Below are 18,667 nucleotides of genomic sequence, written 5' to 3'. Positions count from 1 at the left end.
CCCCTTTGGGGTCGTAAACTCCTTGATACGATAAGCAATCCTTCCCCAAACCCGCTCAACTTGAACAAGCCACCACTTTCACCAACTGTTAATGCTGACGCCCTACAAGCGACTCGCATTTTCAACGATTAACCGCGCGACATCGCCAGCCCTTCCCTGCTGCGCACGGTTAAATAACAATAAATTGACGTGAATGTGGAGCAATCAATGAGGATCACCATAGGTTCATTCATCCTGCAACAGCTGCGTGCCCTGAAAGTGGATCGCATCTACGGCGTGCCCGGCGATTACAACCTGGCGCTGCTGGAAACCATCGAGCATGACCAAGAGTGCGAATTCATTGGCAACTGTAACGAGCTTAACGCCGCTTACGCCGCCGATGGCTATGCCCGTCTCAAAGGCGCCGGGGCGTTGATCACCACCTATGGCGTGGGCGATCTGGCGGCCCTTTCCGGCATTGCCGGAGCCTATGCGGAATCAGCTCCGGTGATTTGCATTGCAGGTACACCACCGCTGCACGCCATGCAGGGCAATGCGCTGCTGCACCACTCTCTGGCAGACGGCAATTTTGATAACGTGATGAACTGTTTCCGGCAGTTTACCGTGGCGCAGGCGCTCATCACCCCGGAAAATGCCACAACGGAGATCCCGCGGGTCATTGCCTGCGCTTGGCAACGTAAGAAGCCGGTTTACCTGCAGCTACCTTCAGACATTTGTGAAGTGGAAATTGAGGTTGCCGATAACCCCGCCCCATATCGTTTGCCAAGCAGCGATGCCAGCCATCTTCAGCTTGCCAGCGCAGCCCTGCTCGCACGGATTAGCCGTGCTAAACGGCCAATCATCCTGATCGATCAGATGGTCGAACGATATCACCTTCAAACGCAGGTGTTAGCGTTGGCGGATAAATTCGCCATCCCGCTAACCAATATGCCCACGGCAAAATGTGCGATCTCAGAGAACACGCCGGGCTGGCAAGGCGGCTACAACGGCGATCTGTCTCGCCCCGAGTTGTTTGAGCTGATGGCCGAGTCAGATTGCATCCTCAGCTTTGGCGTACGCCTGGTGGATTCCACCACCGGTTATTTCAGCCAGCAGATCCCAGAGCAGTCAGTGGTGGATATTCAGCCTTTTTCGCTGAAGCTGGATAATCTGTCCTATCCGGCGGTAACGGCAAGCGAGCTGCTGCAAGCGCTATTGGAGAAAGTTCCTGCCACCAGCCTGCCGCCGCTGAAGCCACTATCCCGGCCGCAACAAAAACTGGCGCAGCCAAGCAGCGAACCGCTCGATCAGGACTATTTCTGGCAGCGGATACAGCGCTTTATTCAGGCGGATGACGTGCTGGTCGTTGAAAATGGCACCTCTGGGGCAGCGATCGGCGGCATGCGGATACCAAATGGCGTTACGGTGGTCAACCAACCAATATGGGGATCGATCGGCTATACCTTACCGGCATTACTCGGCACGATGATGGCCGCGCCCCAACGGCGGCAGTTGCTGTTTATTGGTGATGGCTCCTTCCAGCTCACCGCCCAGGAACTCTCAACGCTGTTACGCCATCAGCAAAAGCCGATCGTCTTTCTGATCAATAACGACGGTTACACCATTGAGCGCTATATCCTTGGCGAAGCGTCATCTTATAACGATATCGGCTCGTGGGATTACGCAAGACTCCCGGCGGTGCTAAGCCCGCAGACCCAGGCGTTTTGCGTCGCGGTAGCAACCAGCCAACAGCTGGAGATGGCGCTGGAGCAGGCTTCGCGTCAGGACCAGTTGGCGTTTATCGAGGTGAAATTGCCGAGGATGGACTCCCCACCGGCGATGAAAGAGTTCTGCCGCCGCTGCAACAGCTTTAACTTTGGGCTGCACAACCCAAGGCGCATTGGCTGATAAAACCAGGGCCTGGCGCAGGGATACCGCCAGGCCAAACTGAACGGGTATACTGTGATCCTCTCAACGGCTAGGCAAAAGGCCATTAAAGATGTATTTTATATACATCAAATATAGAGGAACACCATGATGGATCAGCAGCCCCCCCTGCCAGAAAACTACTACACCCAAAAATACTCCCTGACGGCCACCCATTCCGAAGTCCTTGAGGCAGCCAAACTGATCGCGCCCGGCAAGACGCTGGATCTGGGCTGTGGCAGCGGTCGCAATGCGCTGTATCTCAACCTGAAAGGTTTTGACGTTACCGCCTGGGACAAAAATGCTGCATCAATCGCCGCGATAAACCAGATCATAGCCACCGAGCAGCTTGCACATATCAGCGCCAGTGAGCAGGATCTCAATACTCACCGCTTTAGTGGCCAGTACGACTTTATCCTGTCTACCGTGGTGTTTATGTTCCTGGACCGCCAGCAGATCCCACACATCGTGCGCAATATGCAAGACAGCACGGTCAAAGGAGGCTACAACCTGATCGTCGCGGCCATGGATACGCCAGATTATCCCTGTACGGTGCCCTTCTCATTCACCTTCAAACCGGATGAGTTAGCAGACTATTATCAGGATTGGGACATCATCAAATATAACGAGAACCCCGGCGAGCTGCACCGCGTCGATGCCGAGGGCAACCGCATCAAACTGCGTTTCGCTACCTTGCTGGCGCGTAAATAGCCCGCAAGTGTCACGCAGTACAAACCCATTGTCAGGCAGATGAAAACCGCGTTGGGCATAACGCTATAGACTGTTAAGGGTAACGATCCGTTTATTCCCTTAGGAGGGCGTATGCCTAATGTGACCATACTGGACAGCGTAGTCCGTTTCCTCGATCGTCAGCACGGCCTGTATATCAACGGCCAATGGCAAACCTCACAGGCCGAATCGCGGCTGGCGGTCTATAACCCAGCCGACGGCAAACAAATCTCCTGCACCGCCGATGCCAACGCCGCCGACGTGGAGCTGGCGGTCACCTCGGCCCATCAGGCCTTTACCGCTGGCGTTTGGGCACAACGCCTGCCCGCCGAACGTGAGCGCATTTTACTGCGCTTCGCCGATCTGGTTGAACAACACGCCGAGGAGCTGGCCCAGTTGGAAACCCTGGAACAGGGGAAATCCATCAACATCTCCCGCGCCTTTGAAGTGGGCTGCACGCTGAACTGGATGCGCTATACCGCCGGGCTGACCACCAAGATCGTCGGGCAAACCCTGGATGTCTCCATTCCGATGCCGCCGGGAGCCAAATATCAGGTCTATACCCGCAAGGAGCCGATCGGCGTAGTGGCCGGGATTGTCCCCTGGAACTTCCCGCTGCTGATTGGCATGTGGAAGGTGATGCCAGCGCTGGCTGCGGGCTGTTCCATCGTCATCAAACCGTCTGAAACGACGCCTCTCACCCTGCTGCGTATAGCTGAGCTAGCCAGCGAGGCAGGAGTACCACCGGGCGTGTTTAACGTGGTGACCGGCAAAGGAGCTATCTGCGGTAAGGCGCTGACGGAACATCCGCTGATCGCCAAAGTGAGCTTTACCGGCTCCACGCCGGTGGGGAAAGGGATCGCACGCGCGGCGGCGGATCGGTTGACCCGCGTCACGCTGGAGTTAGGCGGTAAAAACCCGGCCATCGTGCTGAAAGATGCCGATATGCAGCAGGTGATCGAAGGGTTGATGGCCGGCAGCTTCCTCAACCAGGGGCAGGTCTGCGCCGCCAGCTCACGTATCTATATTGAAGCCCCGATTTACGATCGGCTGGTCGCCGGTTTTGAGCAGGCAGTGAAGTCGCTTTCTGTCGGGCCGGGGATGGATGGCAACGCCCAGATCAACCCGCTGGTGTCCAAAGAACACCGCAACAAGGTGGCCGCCTATTTGGATGACGCCCGCAACAAACACGCCGAGTTGATCACCGGAGCCGCCGGGCCTGACTTGCAAGGCTTCTATATTCCCCCGACGCTGGTGATCAATCCCGATGACAGCCTGAACCTGGCGCGGGAAGAAGTGTTTGGCCCGGTCGTCAACCTGATCCGCGTAGCGGATGCCGAAGAGGCGCTGCAGAAGGCCAACGATACCGACTATGGCCTGACGGCCAGCCTGTGGACCACCAGCCTGCAAGCGGCGATGGCTTATACGCCACGCATTCAGGCGGGCACGGTGTGGGTCAACACTCATACGTTAATTGATGCCAACATGCCGTTTGGCGGCATCAAGCAGTCTGGCAGCGGCCGTGATTTTGGCCCGGACTGGTTGGATGCTTATACCGAGTCCAAATCGGTGTGTATTCGCTATTAGTTAGCACTGCATTGAAAGAGTCAGGGGGGCGAATCGCAGAGTTCGCCCCCCTGTGTTATTTGCCGTCACCCGATATCGCTGCTTCCCCTCACCCCAACCCTCTCCCACAGGGAGAGGGAGCTGGTACGGAGTTAGGCTCAGGTGCAGGAGTCGTTCTTTGGCATACTGCTGACAAACGCCAACAGAACTAAACCGTAGGGGTGCTGCATGCTGCGCCCGTCTGGATAATCAATAGATTGCCGGAGCTCGCTGTTCCTCTACTCCTTCAATCTCTCCCACAGGGAGAGGGAGCTGGTACGGAGTTAGGCTCAGGTGCAGGAGTCGTTCTTTGGCATACTGCTGACAAACGCCAACAGAACCAAACCGTAGGGGTGCTGCATGCTGCGCCCGTCTGGATAATCAATAGATTGCCGGAGCTCGCTGTTCCTCTACTCCTTCAATCTGGCTTACTGCTGCTTTTGCCCGTTCAGATTCAGTGTTGGCGTTTCATCGAAGAAGTTCCATGGTTTCAGCAAGGCGTGCACCCACTCAGTTGGCATAATCGGCCACTCTTCCGCTCGCGCCACATGGGTGGTGCCGGTGGTGAGCCAGACCACGTCGTCGGTATTGTCTATCGGCTGGTTGTCCGCCGTGTACTTGCCCAGCCCGGTATCGTGGATCGAGCGGTTGGGGTATTTGCCTTCCGGATAGCGTTCATTCGGGTTGTAGCGGGTCACCCACAGTTGCCGATCCATAAAGCTCAGGCGGTGGTAAATCCATTCGTCATTGCCAAAATTGGCCCCCTTGGCGATCGGGTGCGTACCGCCCGCATACGGGATCAACTGATAGGAAACCGGGTTACCCATCTTGTTCAACCGGCTCGGGTTGCTCAGCAAACGGAGGGTAGAAGGATCGAATTTCTGTGCCGCCTGCTGTTCGGTAGTCACTTTCACCTGATCGACCTGCATGGTGCTGGTGCGCGGGCCGCTCCGATCGTTAGGCTTCACATCTGGGTTCAACTCCACCAGGCTGTTATTTTCGCCATCCACATCCATATCCAGCCGGAAGTTGTAAAGGATAGCTTTCGTCGCGGGGATATAAATAATCGCAGAAACAAGAAGAGAATATGGGGGAAAAGGAAAGGTACGACACCATCCATAGTGCCGTACCTTGACTATTACTTGCGATTAAGCGCCGCAGCGAGCCAGATCGGCTGGTTCACGAGTCAAAAATTCACCGAACTTGCCTTGGCAGGTGGCAACGCGACGGCAAACGGTTACCGCAGAGGTACCGGTACCTGTGGTTTGACGCTCATAGGTAATAACACAGCCAAGTACATAACCACCAATAACATTTGAAACTTCAGATGCGTTTAATTTCTTCATAAATATATCCTTATAGTAATTACCAAAATGAACTTGCAATATTTTGCTAGGAAATAACTTTAATTTAACGAGATATTATCGTCTTAAAGCAATTAAATTATAATAATAGAATAAATCCACAGTCAACATTAAAGCCTTACCTATCCCACGTTATGGATTGGTCTTGATTAAAAACAAGAATAATCCATCATTAAACCCTCAAACATACATTCATTATATGATTAATAAAAAATTATCTGGTGTAAGATATTACAATGTCGGCAACAGGAATAAACCCAGCTGACCAGTTATCATCATATTGGGCTTTATTGAATAGAGTTCATTCTGGTAAGTCCCCAACAGCAGAACAAACACGAGTTGATTACGTGATCCTTATCACTGTATAAATAAACAGCACATGTAACATAACCAATCAGGAACAACAATCAATACCACTGGAGAATACCATGAATAAAAATATCGTTAGCTGGTTTGAAATTTATGTTACTGATATGCCACGAGCAAAGAAATTCTATGAGGCAGTATTCGACACGCAGTTAGAAAAACTGGAAACCGAGGGCATGGAATACCTGATGTTCCCTTACCAGGAAGGGGGGGAAGGGTCTGGCGGCGCACTGGTTAAAATGGCTGGCGTGCCAGTTGGAACGGGCGGCACCATGGTTTATCTGTCATGTGAGGATTGCGCCGTAGAAGAAAGCCGCATTGTGCCAAACGGCGGTGAAATCCTGAAAGAAAAATTTGCCATCGGCGAACATGGTTTTATTTCCATCGCCAAAGACAGTGAAGGCAACGTGATTGGCCTGCATTCCATGAAATAATACCCCTCACCCTAACCCTCTCCCAAAGGGAGAGGGGATCAGATCGAGTTCGTTGATTGCTCTGTGTAATACCCTATCTTTCTCCTGATAGGGTTATGGAAATTCGGCGACATACTATGGATGAGGGACGATCGAGTTTTCTGAGATTATCTATTTACTTCTAAAAGAGCTGGGGCTATCAGCTCCCTCGCCCTGTGGGAGAGGGGATCAGATCGAGTTCATTGATTGCTCTGCGTAATACCCTATCTTTCTTCTTCTTACTCCCTGGTGTGGTTCTTAAAATTAGCAGACACACCATGGATGAGAGAGTATTAGAATATTCTGAGATTATCTATTTACTTCCAAAAGAGCTGGGGCTATCTGCTCCCTCTCCCTGTGGGAGAGGGTTGGGGTGAGGGGACAACCAAATAGTTACATTTATTACCCGCATTGTTTCCCTCCCCTATAGATTATTAATAAATTTGACAAAAAGTCACTTTTGTAATTTATTGAATGCCGCTGATCGCTCAGCCACACCCGCCGTCAAATCAGATAAAAAAACTGACTGAGGCCGATAAAAACTCTTTTTTATTTCACCAGGAAAGGAATATGCCGCTGCATTTACGCCATTTAGTCTTAATACCGCTATTAACGTTGGTGGCTTGCCATCAACCTGCTGCCACCAATCCCACTCATTCTCTTACCGCTACGGTTAAAAGTTCACCGGCGGCGGTGGTAAGCAATGCCCGGTTGGAAATCTCACAAAGCGCGCTGGAATATAACACCCACAAAATTCAGCAACTGTTGGGCGATAAAACTACCCTTTGCGCCATTCTGAAAGGCGATGCCTACGGGCACGACCTTTCGTTGGTGGCACCCGTGATGATCAAGAATCACGTGCAGTGCATTGGCGTGGCCAGTAACCAAGAGCTGCAAACCGTGCGCGAACTCGGCTTTAAAGGCCGCCTGATGCGCGTGCGCAATGCCACCGAAGCAGAGATGCGCCAGGCTACCGACTATGACACCGAAGAGCTGATCGGTAATCTGGAGATGGCGAAACGCCTGGATGCCATTGCCGCCCAACAGGGCAAAACCCTGCGCTTCCATTTGGCACTGAACTCTGGCGGTATGTCACGTAACGGCCTGGAAGTCAGCGAAGCTGCCGGATTGACTGAAGCCAAGGCTATCTCTGCATTACCCCATCTGAAAATGGTCGGCATCATGTCCCACTATCCTGAGGAAGATGCAGCGGCGGTGCGCAAGGATCTTGCCCGCTTTAAGGTGCAATCCCAGCAGGTGCTAGACATTACCGGGATCAAACGCAGCGACGTGACCTTACACGTTGCCAATACCTTTGCTACCCTCACCGTGCCGGAGTCCTGGCTTGATATGGTGCGCGTTGGCGGGGTGTTTTATGGCGATACCATTGCCAGTAACGACTATAAACGCGTGATGACCTTCAAGTCATCCATAGCGGCACTCAACCATTACCCTAAAGGCAATACCGTCGGTTACGATCGTACCTACACCCTGAAACGCGATTCAGTATTGGCGAACATCCCAGTGGGTTATGCAGACGGCTATCGCCGTGTGTTCAGCAATGCCGGTCATGTATTGATCCAGGGGCAGCGGGTGCCGGTGGTGGGTAAAACCTCGATGAATACAGTAATGGTGGATGTGACCGACGTGAAAGGCGTCACTCCTGGTGATGAGGTGGTGTTCTTCGGCAAGCAGGGTAATGCAGAGATCACCGCCACTGAAGTTGAAGACATCAGCGGTGCGCTGTTTACCGAGATGTCGATCCTTTGGGGCGCGACCAATAAGCGTGTTCTGGTGGATTAATTAACTCCCCCAGGCAAAGGCTTGCGCCGAGACCTGGGGGAAATCTATACCGTTTACTCGTCGAAGAACCAATACCCCTGATTAACCAGACCCGTTAACTCGGCAACGAACGCCGGGTTTTGCAGCGCCTCACCTAACTCTTGCTTACCGACGATAGTGTAACGGCATAGGGCATCGGCGGCTTTAGGCTCGACGGTATCCAGACGCTCGCTGTTGATAAAGAAGCTGCCGCCAACCTCCAGCACCCTTAAGCCACTCAGGCGAGTCAGGACGGCACCGTCCATCAACGCTTCGATAACCTCATCTTGCTCGTAAGGCGGTTGCGCTGGGGCAATATCCAACTCGTGGCGCGGCGTGGTCACGAAGCGGCCAAACCAATGTTTGAAATCTTCCGGCTGATTAATCATCTCGGTCATCATGCTGCGCAGGCGATCGAGCTCATACTCTTCAACCCGGCCCGGATGTTCCCGGCAGGTTAAATCAGGATCGCTGTAATGCTCGCCCCCGAGATCGTTTTCCAGCGCATAGTCCGCAAAGCTGCTGATTAAATCCCTGCCGTTAGGGCCACGGAAGCCAACGGAGTAGTTAAGCGCGGTTTGGTGGGTAAAGCCGTCGTGCGGGAAGCCCGGTGGAATATACAAGATATCGCCCGGTTCCAGATCTTCATCGATAATCGGCTCGAAAGGTTCCACGTGCAGCAGTGCCGGATGCGGACAAAACTGCTTCAGCGGCAGTTTGTCACCCACGCGCCAGCGGCGGCTCCCCATGCCCTGGATGATAAAGACGTCGTACTGATCGATATGTGGCCCTACGCCGCCGCCAGGGACCGAGAAGGAGATCATCAGATCGTCCAACCGCCAGTCCGGTAATACACGGAACGGGGTAACCAACTCCGCTGACGGAGCATGCCAGTGGTTAACCGCCTGGGCCAACAGTGACCAGCCGGTTTCCCCCAGATTATCAAAATGCTCGAACGGCCCGTGGCTCGCCTGCCATTGACCATGGGTTTGGCTGACCAGACGGCTGTCTACCTCAACCTCCATCGCCAGACCGGCCAACTCGTCCGGAGTAATCGGATCGACAAAGTTCGGGAAGGCATTTTTTAATACCACAGGTTGTTTTTGCCAGTATTTCTCTAAAAATTCGGGCCAGTTAAGATTCAGTTGATAAGCCATGGGTCCACACCAGTGAGAAGACAAACGGGCCTGATTATAAAGAGGCTGCCACTCATGCCGCCTTGTCATTGGTCAATGACTGGGCGTTAAACTGGGCAAAAAGAAGGTATTGGGGGATATTGGTGAATGGGCAGGGACGAACAGGTTCGCCCATGTCTAACATATTGAATATATTAACGGGCGCTGCATGCAGCGCCCGTTATTGCAAGTTCAGTGCACAGTGAAGAAACGATTAATGCACTTGCTTGTCATCGACAAAAATATGGTGCGCGGAGCGTGCACGCGGGTGGATAAAGAAGTGCCCTTCTGGCGCAGAATCCGTGCTTACAGGCACCAGCTTGAGGTTGGTCGCCTTCAAGCGTTTATCATGCAGCGCATAGATAATGAACGGGATAGCCACAACCACCAGGAAACACACCACCAGCATAGTCACGTACATATGGTCGGCTTCAAGCCCGGCCAAACCTGAGGGCGGGAAGAATGAGACCACAAAGGCAACCGCAGAGGTGAGTAAACCAATCGTAGCCACGGTAAGCTTGACCACATTACCCCCCGGAATATTGAAGACACGTTCGTTTTCCGGCTGTTTGCGTACCAGTTTGATGTAGCCCAGGAACAGCAGGAAATAGCTGCACAGGTAGATCACCACGGTCAACGCCAGCGCAATCAGGAAGGACATGTTATTGCCGCCCCCGGTGTTGGTCAGGACAATCAGCGCAATCGACGTAATCACCAGTTGAGAAATCACCAGTGCAACCGGCACACCATTCTTGTTCATTTTGGCAAAGCGAGCAGGCAAGATCCCTTGTTGTGCGGTAACCAACATGCCGCGAGATGGCCCAACAATCCAGGCGGCGATTTCTGCCAATACCCCTAACAACAGCAGTGCAGCAATGACGCGAACAGCCCATTCAAACTGCGGACCAAAGTGCGAGATCAACACGCTGAAGGTTTGCATTACCCCCGCAGAAAGGTTGATTTCACCATGAGGGATCACCGCTGCGATAGACAGACCGCCGACAGAGCTTAAACAAATGGCCGCCGCCATCAGTAACAGCATGGCAAGCGGGTAATCCCGGCCTGGGTTTTTCATCTCTTTGACGTGAGTCGCCGAGGCTTCAACGCCCATATAGCTCAGGATAAACGCTACGAACACCACCAGCGTGCCCATTTGGGTAAAGTCTGGGAAGAAGGTAGAGGCGTTCATTTCGATGGCCAGTGGCGCACCAGAATGCAGATAGCTGACGGCCAGGGCCACCAGAACAGCCGCAGGTAACAAGATACCGGCAAAGAAGCCAATCTTGGCAATGCGCGCGGTGTTTTTGGTGCCACCGAACTGGGTGAACGCCAGCCCCCACAAGATGACCAATGCAGCGACAGTTTTAACGACCGGGTCTTCGTTCAGTTCAGGCCACTTGAGGATATAAGACAGCGCCCCCAGCACAAAATAGAGCATAGGGATAAAACCTATGGCAATTTGCAGATAGCCAAAAGAGATGGCGGCAAAGCCCCATTTCTCACCCAGCGTTTTAGACACCCAGGTGAATACCCCACCTTCCTGCCATCCTTTTACTGTCGCCATCTCGGCGGCGCATAGGCCAACGGGAATGAACCATAGGAACCCGCCTAACAGCAGGAAGAAGATGAGAGAAAAACCCGAGGTTGCAAAGGTCGGATATTCATAAACCGCCATTACCATAGATGCGGTAATAGCAAAAAACCCTAACAACGTTAATTGCTTTGGAGCGGCGCTTTTTTCTGTGCTCGCCATAACGATTCTCCTGCAGGAAGAGGTTACTCTTCCCAACGAATATTGGTGGGGGAAAAAGCGGGGCTGGCATCGACGCCGCCCCGATATAATAAAGCTCTGGCCTTAGCCGTGATGGAATCCGCTACCTTGTTGCGCAGACACTGGGTTGGTGACAGGGTGATTCTCGAATTCAATCAGTGCCCTTTTGATATCGTCGATCAGCAGGCAACCGAGGTCGTAGCTCACGCCGTGACGCACCAGGATGCGTTGAATAACCAGATCTTCACGGTGTGTCGGCATCGAATAGGCCGGAACCTGCCAACCGCGAGCGCGCAGTTTTTCCGCAAGATCGTAAAGGGTATAACCACCGATCGCCGCGCCGTCTTTCAATTTCCACGCCAGCGCCGGGATGCCTTTATCGCTGTCACCATCAAACAGGATTTCAAACGGTCCTAACTTGCCAATCTCGGCCGCTAAATGCTGAGCCGTGGCGTAGCAAGCGTTGTGAATTTTGGCGTACCCTTCGCGGCCAAGGCGCAGGAAGTTGTAATACTGCGCAACGATCTGGCCACCGGGGCGTGAGAAGTTCAGTGCGAAGGTTGGCATGTTGCCACCGAGATAGTTGACGTTGAAAATCAGCTCTTCGGGCAAATCCGCCGCTTCACGCCATACCACCCAGCCAGCACCCAACGGCGCCAAACCAAATTTATGACCGGATGAATTAATGGATTTCACCCGTGGCAGGCGGAAGTCCCACTCCAGTTCTGGCGAGCAGAATGGAGCCAGGAAAGCGCCGCTGGCACCATCGATGTGCATCGGAATATCCAGGCCAGTTTCCTGTTGCAGGCGATCCAGCGCATCACTGACCTCTTTCACCGGCTCGTACTGGCAGGTGAAGGTCACGCCCAGGGTTGGCACGACACCAATGGTGTTTTCGTCAACGCGCTTGAGCACTTCTTCCGCATTCATGATCAGACGATCGCCTTCCAGCGGGATTTCACGCAGCTCTACGTCAAAGTAACGAGCAAACTTGTGCCAGCAGATCTGTACCGGGCCACAAATCAGGTTGGGTTTATCGCTAGGCAGCCCCTGCTCGGCACGCTTTTTGCGCCACTGCCATTTCAGCGCCAGCCCTCCCAACATGGCGGCTTCTGAGGAACCGATGGTTGAACAGCCAAGGGTGGTTTCCGGCGTTGGCGAATTCCACAGGTCGGCCAGCATTCTGACGCAGCGGGCTTCAATTTCGGCCGTTTGCGGATATTCATCTTTATCGATCATGTTCTTGTCGATAGACAGATCCATCAGTTCACGAATTTCGTCATCCACCCAGGTCTGGCAGAACGTCGCCAGGTTTTGGCGGGAATTACCGTCCAGCATCAGTTCATCGCGGATGGCATTAAAGACGTTACGTGGATTGCGCTCGGTAATTGGGAAGGTTGACTTAGGTAATTCACCCGCCAAATCTTGTGACGCGTAAACATCATCATTTTCATTATAAGCTGGGGTGTTATTTGCCTTGTTCATAATAATAACCTTTTAAGATAGACCTATTAATCAAGAATTAAATTCGCGATATCAGGTAGCATAAATAGCGTTATTATTTGAACGCTACGTTCGCCACAAAACTTGATAAGGATATTAAAACAGGACTCATAACGAAGATATCAGAGCGATTTGTAAATACTGTAGGCGCGGGACTACACCCGTAGGCTTGTATCAAGGGGCGCAGCATGTGAACTGACCCCAAGAAGTTGGACGGTTTAAAATTAAGCAACCATCAAAGCCTGCGTTCTGTACTCCACAGGGCTCAGGCCTTTGAGCTTCTGTTTGATACGATGGTTATTGTAGTAATCTATGTACATGTCTATCTCTTCAGACAGCTGTTCCACACTCTCAAAGCGTTGTAAATAATACAGTTCAGCTTTCAGATGGCCAAAGAAGTTTTCCATTACCGCATTATCCAGGCAGTTACCCTTGCGAGACATGCTCTGTTCTATCCCATTTTCCTGCAACTGATGCTGATAAGCCGCCATCTGATAGTGCCAACCTTGGTCACTGTGCAGCAACGGCTTTTCTTCCGTTTTTAGCGTACTGAGCGCCTTATCCAGCATCGTTTTTACCAGACTGAACACAGGTTTACGGGACATCTCATAGGCAATGATTTCACCGTTAAACAAGTCGAGTACCGGCGATAAATACAGCTTTTTATCCGCCACCCGGAACTCCGTGATATCGGTCACCCACTTTTGGTTAGGCTCCAGAGCGGTAAAATCGCGCTGCAAGGTATTCGGGGCCACTTTACCGACATGTCCCTTGTACGAACGGTATTTTTTACGGCGAACGGGCGATTTCAATTGCAGCTCAACCATCAGTTTTTGCACGGTTTTATGATTTAGCACAGCCCCCATCTTTCGAAGAACACTGGTCACCCGGCGATAGCCGTAACGGCCTTTATGCTCGTTAAAAACAGCCATTATTTGCTGCTTGGTTTCACCATACTTATCCGGTGCTTGATGGCTTTTACAACAATAGTAATACGTACTGCGCGGCAGTTTTCCGGCCCACAGCAAAACCTCCAAACGGTGTTCTGACCTCAATGCTCTGATTATTTTTGCCCTTTTCGACGAGTCTGGGCTTCCTTCTGTTGCATCAAGGCTCTCAACTTTTTTATGTAATCATTCTGCGCACGTAAAAACTCGATTTCCTCCCGCATCTCTTCGGGGGTCAACTCATCAGGCGATTTATCGGCATGGGGGGTTTTGGGATGCTGACGCATTTGGCGACTACGCTTATTCAGGTTGAGGGCTTCAGCCCCATTCTCCCGATAGAGTTTAATCCAGCGTTCCACAGTAAGGTAAGAAGGAATATTGAATTTAGCGGCGACTGTCGCTAAAGAGAGCGGATTTGAAAGCGCGAATTCGACAACAGAGAGCCTGAAGTCAGGTGTGTAATGTTGCTTGCGTCCTACCCGCAGCCCCTGTTCCCCATGATGCTGATAAGCGGCAATCCATCTGCGTAGTTGGACATGGGCAATAGAAAACTTCTTAGCGGTCTGTTTTTGACCGCCGAGTCCGGCAAGATAGTACCGGACAACGTCAAGTTTGAACTGAAGTGAATACTTCATCAGAACTGTACCTCCAAATGTCAGATGTTTGTCCAACATTTGGGGTTCAGTTCACATGTAGCGCCCCTTGTGAATATATCTATGGGTGGGAAAATGCCTCAATAGCTGCATTCAGCCCCTGCAGCAACTTTTCCAGCTCGCGCATGCCTTCTTCGATCACCGCCTCATGCTGTTGTGTCGCCAGCGCATTTTCCAGTTCTTCGCTAAGCAGATGTAACGACGTGGCCCCCAGCAGCTGAGCCGTACCATTAATGCGGTGTAAATGGGATTGCAGAGTCGGCCAGTCCTGAGAGTGGAGTGCCTTTCTCGCTGCCGCCAAATCTTGGTCATTTTCCAGGCGGGATTGTTCAAGCATCTGGCGCATCAGGGCGCTGTCACCCAGGCTGAGTGCCTGCAGCGTTGCCATATCGATAAACTCGCTGAGTGGATCGGCCTGCGAAGGGCCTGTCACACCTTGTAGCGCAGCTTCCAACTTCGGTAAATCTACCGGTTTAAACAGGCACAGGTTCATGCCCATCGCCAGGCAGCGCTCTTTCTCTTCGGCCTGTGCGTTGGCAGTTAACCCCCAGATAATAATGTCCCGATTGAATTCACGTACCCGGCGGGTCAGCGTTATGCCATCCATATTAGGCATATTGAGATCGGTGATGAGCAGATCGTACGGATTGGCCTCGATCAAGGCCAAAGCTGCCACACCATCAATGGCCTCATCGACCCGATAGCCAAGCGTAGCCAACTGACGACGCAACAGAAGCCGGTTGGTGGGGTGATCGTCCGCAATCACAATCCTCAGCGCTTTAGGGCCACTGACGGGCGATTTTGGTGTAAATGAAATGGCGGCAACCTTTTCCAGGTCCGTAACCGCGGTGGTGAGCGTCACCGTCATGGTGGTGCCCCTGCCCGGCTGGCTGGCCATGTCTATGGTACCATCCATGCGTTCAACCAACTCACGGCAGATCGTCAAACCCAATCCCGATCCGGTCTGTTGTTTACCCCACTTGGTCTGACTAAAGGGCTTGAACAGATGTTGCTGTTCCTGCGGGCTAATGCCCGCCCCGCTATCTTTCACGCTCAGCGTCAGGCAAGTGTGATCGGTGCCCTGCGCATGCGTTTGCGCTATCACTTCGATCCCGCCCTCAACGGTAAATTTGATGGCGTTACTGAGGAGATTGGCCAGCACCTGTTTCACCGCCTGCGGATCGAGCCACAGCGCCTGCGTTTTTTCCAGGCGGTAATCGACCGACAGCCGCAGGTTTTTCAGCGTGGCCACCCCTTCAAAGCTACTGACCGTCGTAGCTAACAACGAGGCCAGATCTACCCATTCCGGCGCCAGCTCAAAGTTACCAGACTCAATTTTTTCCATATCCAGCACATCGCCAATCAGGCCCAGTAGTGACTGAGCGGTGGAATAAGCCAACTGAATAGATTCCTTCTCTGCTGCCGGACTTTGGCTATGGGTGGTCAGTAGCTCCAGGAACCCCATGATCGCACTCACCGGCGTACGGATCTCATGGCTCATGCTGGCAAGGAAAGTGCTCTTGGCCCGATTGGCATCGATGGCCTTGTCTTTCTCCACCTGCAACGCCTCCATCAACTGCCTGGATTCAGTAATGTCCTGCCAGCCACAAATCAGCGTGGGCGGCGTGTTGGCGGGTAGTTGGCACAGCGTTAACCAGTGCAGGATCAGGCGCTCTTCCGTGCCATTATTCAACACCAGTTGATGAGGGATAACCTGGTTGATTTGCAGCCCTTGCTGGATATTGGGTTGAAGCGCTGCGAAAATATCTGCCAGAGGATGACGGCGATCGAACAATGAATGATGCATCGCGGCATGTAACTCGGGGGTGAAGAAGGCCCCGAAGGCGCTGTTGTAGCTTTCGAGCTCACCTTCCACCGAAATAACGTACACCGGCACGGGGATCGAATTGAATAAGGTCTGGCGAAAACCGAGCTGATACTCAAGCGCAGCCTGTGCCTCTTTGCTTTTACGGATGGCCCGCAGCAGATAGGCTCCCCACAGCAAGCTGCTGACAACCAGCAGCGTAGCCAGAACGATCACCAGGTAAAAAGGCCGGTTATAGAGATTCCAGGTGTCAATTTTCACTTCGGGGGTTTTTACCCACTTCCCGGCCAAATTCATCAGTTCTTTGGGGGGAATATCGTCGATTGCTTTATTTAGAATGCTTTGTAATTCTTGCGAGCCACGTGGGATGACAAAGGCGATCTGGGCGGTGCGCTCGTCGGGGATACGGAAATAGCTCAGCCGATGGGGATAATAGTGATCGATGATGTAGCGCGAGGCGAGCTGTGTGGACACCACTGCGTCAATTTCTCTCCGATCCAGCATGCTCAGCGCCGCGCCGGTGTTCTCTACCTCAACCCATTGCACACCCGGATATTTGGCTTTTAGTTTTTCCGATAACGTATGGTAGGCCGGAATAGCGACTTTCATGCCAGGCTTCATCGTTTCGGTCTGCTTGACCGCCGCGCGGGTGACGATCACAAAAGGAGTCGCCAAAAACGGATGAGTGAAGGCCGCCTGTTCTTCCCGCTCTGGGCTGTACGTGGCCGAGGACAGGATATCCCAATTACCACTACGTATAATGCTAGCCATCTCTTCATTGGAATTGGCAATCACCGGTTCAAAGGTCAAACCGGTTTGCAGCTGGATCAGGTTAAGAATATCGCCAACTATCCCGCGTATTTCCTGATTTTCATCCACCATGCTAAACGGGGCGTAATAGGGATTAATCACTATGCGCAATTTGCGGTTTTTTTCCAGCCAGCGCGTTTCCTGTGGGGTAAAAGCCAGGTCCCTGGTTAAAAAGGTGAGGTTACCCATATCAATCCAGGACTGAGCAATCTGGCTGTGCTGAGGTTCGGTCAGTGAACAGATAAATCTGTCGACAATGTTGACCAATTGCCGCTGACTATCGAGCGCAATAAGCACATCGCCGCTTTGCGGTGCTCGCCAGAACTTCACCATTCCCAGCGTCTGGTAGAAATCGCGCGCGATAATAAAACTGGTGGTGAGGTTATTGCCGAGAAAGTAGTCACTCTGATGACTGGCAACCGAGGCCAACGCCTGATATTCATCGGCAAAAGAAATGACGCTGGCGTTAGGAAATGCCTGTTTAATAAATGATTCTGGGGGATAATCCCGGGTGATCGCTATCTTGAGCTTATCGCTATTATCGTGAAACGGCTTCATCACCTCGGCAAGCCGCGTCACCAGGGTTGGATAGCCTTGCACCAGCGGCAAGCTGGCAATAAAGGGAGCCTTTTGCGGGCTAATCCTACCGGGCGTAGTGAGAACAAGATCGACGCGGCCCGCAAGCAGTGCCGCCAATGCCTGTTGCTCATCGGCGTAGAGTTTGACGTTTACATTGATATTCAGAGCCTTTCCAAACAGCGCAAGGTAATCCGCATTCATTCCCCAATAGCGCCCGGTGACGCTATTCATCGTCAACGGTTGGGATTCAACACCATACACCGCAACGGTAATACTGTGCTTTTGCGCCAGCCAGATAAAGTCGTCGTGGCCCAGGTAGATGGCAGGAGGCGTGACCAGGTGGTTACTCGCCAGCGCTAACGTGATCGGCCCGTTGCTCACAGCCTGTGCAGGCAGCATCAGACACAGTAAAACCAGCCAAAACCCCAGAACCCGTTTTAGCATGCACTCACCCAATTTTATTACGGTTGGCGAAAGCAAACAGATCGGCCAACGAGCTACAGCCGAGCTTCTCCATTAAACGGCTTTTATAGGTGCTAACCGTTTTATTACTGATAAACATCGCCGCCGCAATCTGCATATTATCTGCACCGCCGAGGAGGGAACGCATCACCTTGATCTCCTGGCTGGAGAGCGACAGCAGCATTTCCTGTTCCGAAGAAAGACTGCCGACAAAGCCGTTCAGTGAAAAAGGAAAATAGCTGTAGCCATTCTGGGCAGCATGCACCGCGGCGATGATATTGGTCATGCCCTCTTTTTTACTGATAAAAGCATTGGCCCCGGCATCCGCGCTACGCTTGCCGTAGAACAGATCGTTTTTGGCGGAGACCACGATAATGATTTGGCTGAACTGCTGCTTTCTGAGTTTTTCAACCACCTCAATGCCGCTCATGATGGGAATATCGACGTCGACAATCACCAAGTCTGGCTGCTGCTGCGCCACCTGCAGCAGCGCCTCTGCCCCGTCCGCTGCCTCGCCAATGACGCTAATACTTTCACTTTCCAGCAGGTTCTTGATCGCCATACGAGCCAGAGGGTGGTCGTCAACAATTACGGCGCGCAAAGACTTGGTTTCACTCATTGTCGTTTCCTGGTGATATAAAAAACACGGGCAGCGTTGGTCAGCGATGTTTCTTCGCTTACGAAATATCTTAAGGATTTC

The 18,667-nt window shown here is 52.5% G+C and carries 12 protein-coding genes and 1 pseudogene; 5 read left to right on the top strand and 8 right to left on the bottom strand.

Going from position 1 to position 18,667, the window contains the following annotated elements; translation table 11 throughout:
• The first annotated feature begins 207 nt into the window (after positions 1-207).
• From KGP16_RS05765 to KGP16_RS05755, 3 genes are all read left to right on the top strand, one after another.
• Positions 208-1,887: an alpha-keto acid decarboxylase family protein gene (locus tag KGP16_RS05765; protein ID WP_223500953.1), complete on the top strand. Its 1,680-nt coding sequence runs from the start codon at positions 208-210 to the stop codon at positions 1,885-1,887.
• Between the two features lie 126 nt (positions 1,888-2,013).
• Positions 2,014-2,616: a tellurite resistance methyltransferase TehB gene (gene tehB / locus KGP16_RS05760; RefSeq protein ID WP_021805542.1), complete on the top strand. Its 603-nt coding sequence runs from the start codon at positions 2,014-2,016 to the stop codon at positions 2,614-2,616.
• Between the two features lie 111 nt (positions 2,617-2,727).
• Positions 2,728-4,221 (top strand): aldehyde dehydrogenase family protein, encoded by a 1,494-nt coding sequence (locus tag KGP16_RS05755; RefSeq protein WP_218519791.1) that lies wholly within the window; start codon positions 2,728-2,730, stop codon positions 4,219-4,221.
• 446 nt (positions 4,222-4,667) lie between these two features.
• On the opposite strand, the pseudogene tynA reads toward KGP16_RS05755, so the two are convergent.
• Both tynA and KGP16_RS05745 read right to left on the bottom strand, forming a co-directional pair.
• A pseudogene (gene tynA, locus KGP16_RS05750) lies at positions 4,668-5,279 on the bottom strand (primary-amine oxidase); the annotation flags it as partial.
• A gap of 108 nt (positions 5,280-5,387) precedes the next feature.
• Positions 5,388-5,585, bottom strand: coding sequence for a DUF4762 family protein (locus tag KGP16_RS05745; protein ID WP_021805545.1), 198 nt, complete (start codon positions 5,583-5,585; stop codon positions 5,388-5,390).
• Positions 5,586-6,031: 446 nt separating this feature from the next.
• On the opposite strand from KGP16_RS05745, the gene KGP16_RS05740 reads away from it, so the two are divergent.
• Both KGP16_RS05740 and alr read left to right on the top strand, forming a co-directional pair.
• Positions 6,032-6,403, top strand: a complete 372-nt coding sequence (locus KGP16_RS05740; RefSeq protein ID WP_021805546.1) for a VOC family protein — start codon at positions 6,032-6,034, stop codon at positions 6,401-6,403.
• A 588-nt stretch (positions 6,404-6,991) separates the two neighbouring features.
• On the top strand, positions 6,992-8,224 hold the full coding sequence (gene alr, locus KGP16_RS05735) for an alanine racemase (RefSeq protein WP_037375276.1): 1,233 nt from the start codon (positions 6,992-6,994) through the stop codon (positions 8,222-8,224).
• Positions 8,225-8,277: 53 nt separating this feature from the next.
• Here alr and KGP16_RS05730 read toward each other — a convergent pair whose 3' ends face one another.
• From KGP16_RS05730 to evgA, 6 genes are all read right to left on the bottom strand, one after another.
• Positions 8,278-9,399, bottom strand: a complete 1,122-nt coding sequence (locus tag KGP16_RS05730; protein ID WP_223500952.1) for a cupin domain-containing protein — start codon at positions 9,397-9,399, stop codon at positions 8,278-8,280.
• Between the two features lie 232 nt (positions 9,400-9,631).
• A complete protein-coding gene (gene gadC / locus KGP16_RS05725; RefSeq protein WP_223500951.1) occupies positions 9,632-11,170 on the bottom strand; it encodes a glutamate:gamma-aminobutyrate antiporter in 1,539 nt (512 codons plus the stop codon).
• Between the two features lie 102 nt (positions 11,171-11,272).
• On the bottom strand, positions 11,273-12,673 hold the full coding sequence (locus KGP16_RS05720; RefSeq protein ID WP_059199967.1) for a glutamate decarboxylase: 1,401 nt from the start codon (positions 12,671-12,673) through the stop codon (positions 11,273-11,275).
• A gap of 242 nt (positions 12,674-12,915) precedes the next feature.
• Positions 12,916-14,276, bottom strand: a protein-coding gene (locus tag KGP16_RS05715; protein WP_371822707.1) for an IS3 family transposase whose coding sequence is annotated in 2 segments (ribosomal slippage) — positions 12,916-13,758 and positions 13,761-14,276 — 1,359 coding nt in all. Because the reading frame shifts where the segments join, the coding sequence is not laid out codon by codon here.
• Between the two features lie 76 nt (positions 14,277-14,352).
• Positions 14,353-17,949: a response regulator gene (locus KGP16_RS05710; RefSeq protein ID WP_223500950.1), complete on the bottom strand. Its 3,597-nt coding sequence runs from the start codon at positions 17,947-17,949 to the stop codon at positions 14,353-14,355.
• Between the two features lie 4 nt (positions 17,950-17,953).
• Complete coding sequence (gene evgA, locus KGP16_RS05705) at positions 17,954-18,568, bottom strand: acid-sensing system DNA-binding response regulator EvgA (protein WP_223501496.1); 615 nt, start codon at positions 18,566-18,568, stop codon at positions 17,954-17,956.
• Positions 18,569-18,667: the final 99 nt, after the last annotated feature.

This window comes from Serratia sp. JSRIV006 (genome assembly GCF_019968685.1).
Taxonomy (GTDB): domain Bacteria; phylum Pseudomonadota; class Gammaproteobacteria; order Enterobacterales; family Enterobacteriaceae; genus Chania; species Chania fonticola_B.
The sequence above is the reverse complement of the archived record's forward strand: the minus strand, read 5'-3'. Positions and strand labels throughout refer to the sequence as shown.